The organism is Streptomyces sp. NPDC006207 (genome assembly GCF_040613835.1).
In the GTDB taxonomy this organism is placed as follows: domain Bacteria; phylum Actinomycetota; class Actinomycetes; order Streptomycetales; family Streptomycetaceae; genus Actinacidiphila.
In genome coordinates this window covers 1-4,057 of the sequence record NZ_JBEXSX010000136.1, presented here as the reverse complement: position 1 = coordinate 4,057, position 4,057 = coordinate 1, and the positions used below count along the sequence as shown (strand labels likewise).

Here is a 4,057-nt window from a genome sequence, read left to right as displayed (position 1 = left end):
CCTCGCCCTCGCCGACCGCGTCCTGGAACTCCGCGACGGCCACATCACCCCCACCGACTGACCCACGCCTTCCACGGGGCGGGGCGCGACCGACGCCGGCCGGCGCGGTGCAGCGCCAGGCCGGACCAGCCGGCCAGGACGAGTCCCACCGCGGTGAACCCCGACCAGAACAGCAGGGGACCGTGCCCGACGTCACGGCGGGCGACGACCCGCTCGGGACGGTCGGCCCGGTAGACGATGGGGAGCCGGTCCCCGTGGTTCACCTGGCGGCGGTTGGTGCCCGGCGGCAGCGGGTGGGTCACCTCGGCGCCCGCCACGGTGAAGGTCACCCACAGCCGGCCGTCGCCGGAGGCGTCGCGGGCCTCGCGGACCGTCCCCACCGTGTGCACGCCGTAGCGCACGTCCAGGGTGTCCCTGGCCGTCGCGGTCAGCAGCCAGACGCCCGCCGCGAGGAACACCACGCCGGCCAGCAGGAGCGCCAGGGGATGCGCGGAGCCCTCGCCCGAGCCCCGCCCTTCCGATCGCCGGCCGCCTCGCATCGGTTCGTGCTGTGCGTCCCGTGCCCCCATGGAAGCAATTTACGCGAACCACCAGGCCCTGGGGGAGGCCGAGTTGGGGGTGTGCGACGCCCACCGGGACGTCCGGGACGACGACCTCGTCGCCGTCGGTGCGGGCCCGCGCTTGCACTGCCTGCTGCGCAAGGTCGTGCCGGAGGCCTGGCCGGCCGCCTGGTGCCCGGTGACATGCCGCGTGCGCGGCTGGAGGAGGCCGCCGCGCGGTTCACCCGCGCCGCGGGGCCGCCCGCACCGGCACCGGCCGACTGCGCCCGTTCCGTTCCGTCGCGGCCCGGGCCGACCCGCATCCAGGGCCCTGCCACCCCGGCACGCGGCGCCCGGCGCCGCTCACCGTGCCCACCGGGACGTCCGGTCCGCGGATCTCCCCGTCCGCGGGCGGCGCACCCCGTAGGCTGGCGCGTGCAGCTGGTTCGCCCCGTCCGCCAGGCGGGATGCGTCGCAAGAGGGAACCCGGTGGGAATCCGGGACTGCCCCGCAGCGGTGAGCGGGAACGACCGCCGTCATACGCACTGGGCGCGCAAGCGCCCGGGAAGCGACAGCCAGTAGGTGTCTGCCCGGCAGACGTGCCCGTGAGTCCGAAGACCTGCCACTGCCCGTGCCCCGCGGTGGGGCGCGGTTCCACCGGGACCTCGTGGGCGGGTCGGCGGCGGCCTTCGTGTGCCGTGCCGGCGTCCCGTGCCGGGGTCCGTGCGAACTCGCGAGGGAGAGTTCCATGGCACTCACGCACATCGGTGCAACCCTCCACGGCTACCCGCGCCAGGGCCCCGACCGGGAGCTCAAGCGGGCCCTCGAGGGCTACTGGACGGGCCGCGTCGGGGCGGAGGACCTGCTCGCGACCGCCGCGTCCGTCCGGGCGGGCGCCCGGCGCCAGATGCGCGCGGCGGGCATCACCGAGATCCCGACCGGCGGCCTCTCGCTCTACGACCACGTCCTGGACACGGCCTGGGCGGTCGGCGCCGTTCCCGCGCGCTACCGCGCGGGCGAGGTGACCGAATTGGACGCCTACTTCGCGGCCGCGCGCGGCACGGCGGAGCTGGCGCCGCTGGAGATGACCAAGTGGTTCGACACCAACTACCACTACCTGGTGCCGGAGAGCGGCCCCGGCACCGGCTTCGCCCCCGACCCGCGGGGGCAGCTCGCGCAGTACGCCGAGGCCCGGCGCGAAGGGCTGACGGCCCGTCCGGTGCTGCTGGGCCCGGTCAGCTTCCTGCTGCTGTCCAAGCCCGCGCCCGGCGCCGGTTTCACACCGCTCGCGCTGCTGGACCGGCTGCTGCCGGTCTACGCGTCCCTCCTGGCGGACCTGCGGGCCGCGGGCGTGGAATGGGTGCAACTGGACGAGCCGGTACTGGTCCAGGACCAGCCGCGTGCCGTGCTCGACGCCACCGGCCGCGCCTACCGCGAACTCACCGCTCGCCGCGGACCGGCCGAAGGTGCTGGTCGCCACCTACTTCGACGCCCTCGGGGAGGCCCTGCCCGTCCTTGCTCAGTCCCCCGTGGAGGGGCTGGCCCTGGACTTCACCGGTCCCGCCGCCGCGAACCTCGACGCGCTCGCCTCCCTCGGCGGCCTGCCCGGCAAGCGCCTGGTCGCCGGGGTCGTCGACGGCCGCAACGTCTGGGCCGACGACCTGGAGGCCTCGCTCGCCACCCTGGCCACCCTGCTGGGCCTGACCGGCCACCTCGACGTGGCGCCCTCCTGCTCCCTCCTCCACGTCCCCCTGGATTTGACGCGGGAACGCACCCTGGACCTGCAGGTCACGCGCTGGCTCGCCTTCGCCCGGCAGAAGCTCGACGAGACCGTCACCCTGGCGCGCGCCCTGTCCGAGGGCCGGGAGGCCGTCGCCCCGCAACTGGCCGCGAGCCGTGCCGCCCGGGCCTCACGTACCGCCTCCGCCCTCACCCACGACCCCGCCGTACGGGCCCGCTGCGCGGCCGCCGGCCCCGACGACGCCCGCCGCCCCCAGCCGTACGGGGAGCGGGCGGCGGCGCAGCGGAACCGGCTCGGCCTGCCCCCGCTGCCGACGACGACCATCGGCTCGTTCCCGCAGACCGCCGACCTGCGCGCCGCCCGCGCGGCCCTGCGGGCGGGGAAGCTGACGGCGCAGCAGTACGAGGAGCGGATCGCCGCCGAGATCCGCGAGGTCGTCGCGTTCCAGGAGAAGGCGGGTCTGGACGTCCTCGTCCACGGGGAGCCCGAACGCAACGACATGGTGCAGTACTTCGCCGAGCGGCTGGACGGGTTCCTCGTCACCCGGCACGGCTGGGTCCAGTCCTACGGGAGCCGCTACGTCAAGCCGCCGGTCCTCGTCGGCGACGTGTCACGGCCCGCGCCCATGACGCTGCGCTGGACCTCCTACGCGCAGTCGCTCACCGGCAGGCCCGTCAAGGGCATGCTCACCGGCCCGGTCACGATGCTCGCCTGGTTCTTCGTCCGCGACGACCAGCCGCTCGCCGACACCGCCCGCCAGGTCGCCCTCGCCCTGCGCGACGAGGTCGCCGACCTGGAGGCGGCCGGGACCGCGGTCATCCAGGTCGACGAACCCGCGCTGCGCGAGAGCCTGCCGCTGCGCGCCGCCGCCTGCCCCGGCTACCTGGAGTGGGCCACCGAGGCCTTCCGCCTCGCCACGTCCGGGGTCCGCGCGGACACCCAGGTCCACACCCACATGTGCTACGCGGAGTTCGGGGAGATCCTGCCGGCCATCGAGGCCCTGGACGCGGACGTCATCAGCCTGGAGGCCGCCCGTTCCCACATGGAGATCGCGGGCGAGTTGGCCGCCGCCGGCTACCGGCGGGAGGCCGGCCCCGGGGTGTACGACATCCACTCGCCCCGCGTCCCCTCGGAACGGGAGATCTCCGACCTCATCGACCGGGCGCTGCGGGCCCTGCCCGCCGAACGGCTGTGGGTCAACCCCGACTGCGGTCTGAAGACCCGGGCCCCGGGCGAGGTCCGTGCCGCGCTGGAGAACCTGGTGGCCGCGGCGCGCCGGGTGCGGGGGTGAGCGGGATGGCCCCGCGGTACAAGACGCCGGCCGACTCGGCCGTGACGCTCGCCCACATCATGAGCGAGCACGACACCAACCTGTACGGGACCGTCCACGGCGGGGTCGTGATGAAGCTCGTCGACGACGCGGCGGCGGCGGCCGCGGCCCGGCACGCCTCGGGGCCCGCGGTGACCGTCTCCGTGGAGGGGATGGCCTACCTCCACCCGGCGCACGCCGGTGACCTGCTCACCGTCCACGCGGTCGTGGAGCACGCGGGCCGCACCTCGATGGACGTCGGCGTCCGCGTCACCGCCGAGCGCTGGGACACCCCGGGCCCGGTGACCGACGTCGTCACGGCGCACCTGGTCTTCGTGGCCACCGGCGCCGACGGCAGGCCCCGGCCGGTGGCGTGGAGCCGGCGGTCAGGGTCAGCTTGTCGTAGGCGGTGGTGGTGGTCGTCTCGGCGGAGTCGACGTGCAGCCACAAGGTCAGCGTGGCACGGCA

At 75.4% G+C, this 4,057-nt stretch carries 2 protein-coding genes, 1 pseudogene and 1 riboswitch; of the genes and pseudogenes, 2 read left to right on the top strand and 1 reads right to left on the bottom strand.

The genetic code is table 11. The features are described from left to right. Positions 1-44 precede the first annotated feature (44 nt). Positions 45-569 carry a hypothetical protein gene (locus tag ABZ312_RS44870; RefSeq protein ID WP_500323067.1) on the bottom strand — a complete coding sequence of 175 codons (525 nt, stop codon included), beginning with the start codon at positions 567-569 and terminating at the stop codon, positions 45-47. 394 nt (positions 570-963) lie between these two features. After that, positions 964-1,180, top strand: a riboswitch (cobalamin riboswitch). A 107-nt stretch (positions 1,181-1,287) separates the two neighbouring features. Between ABZ312_RS44870 and metE the strand changes: the two are divergent. Beyond that, positions 1,288-3,571, top strand: a pseudogene (gene metE / locus ABZ312_RS44865) (5-methyltetrahydropteroyltriglutamate--homocysteine S-methyltransferase). Positions 3,572-3,576: 5 nt separating this feature from the next. Further along, positions 3,577-4,057: acyl-CoA thioesterase (locus ABZ312_RS44860; RefSeq protein WP_500440207.1), on the top strand; the 481-nt coding region annotated here is incomplete at its 3' end.

Coding starts and splice junctions, on each gene's coding strand:
- ABZ312_RS44870 (WP_500323067.1), bottom strand. CDS start 569: ATGGGGGCACGGGACGCACAGCACGAACCGATGCGAGGCGGCCGGCGA.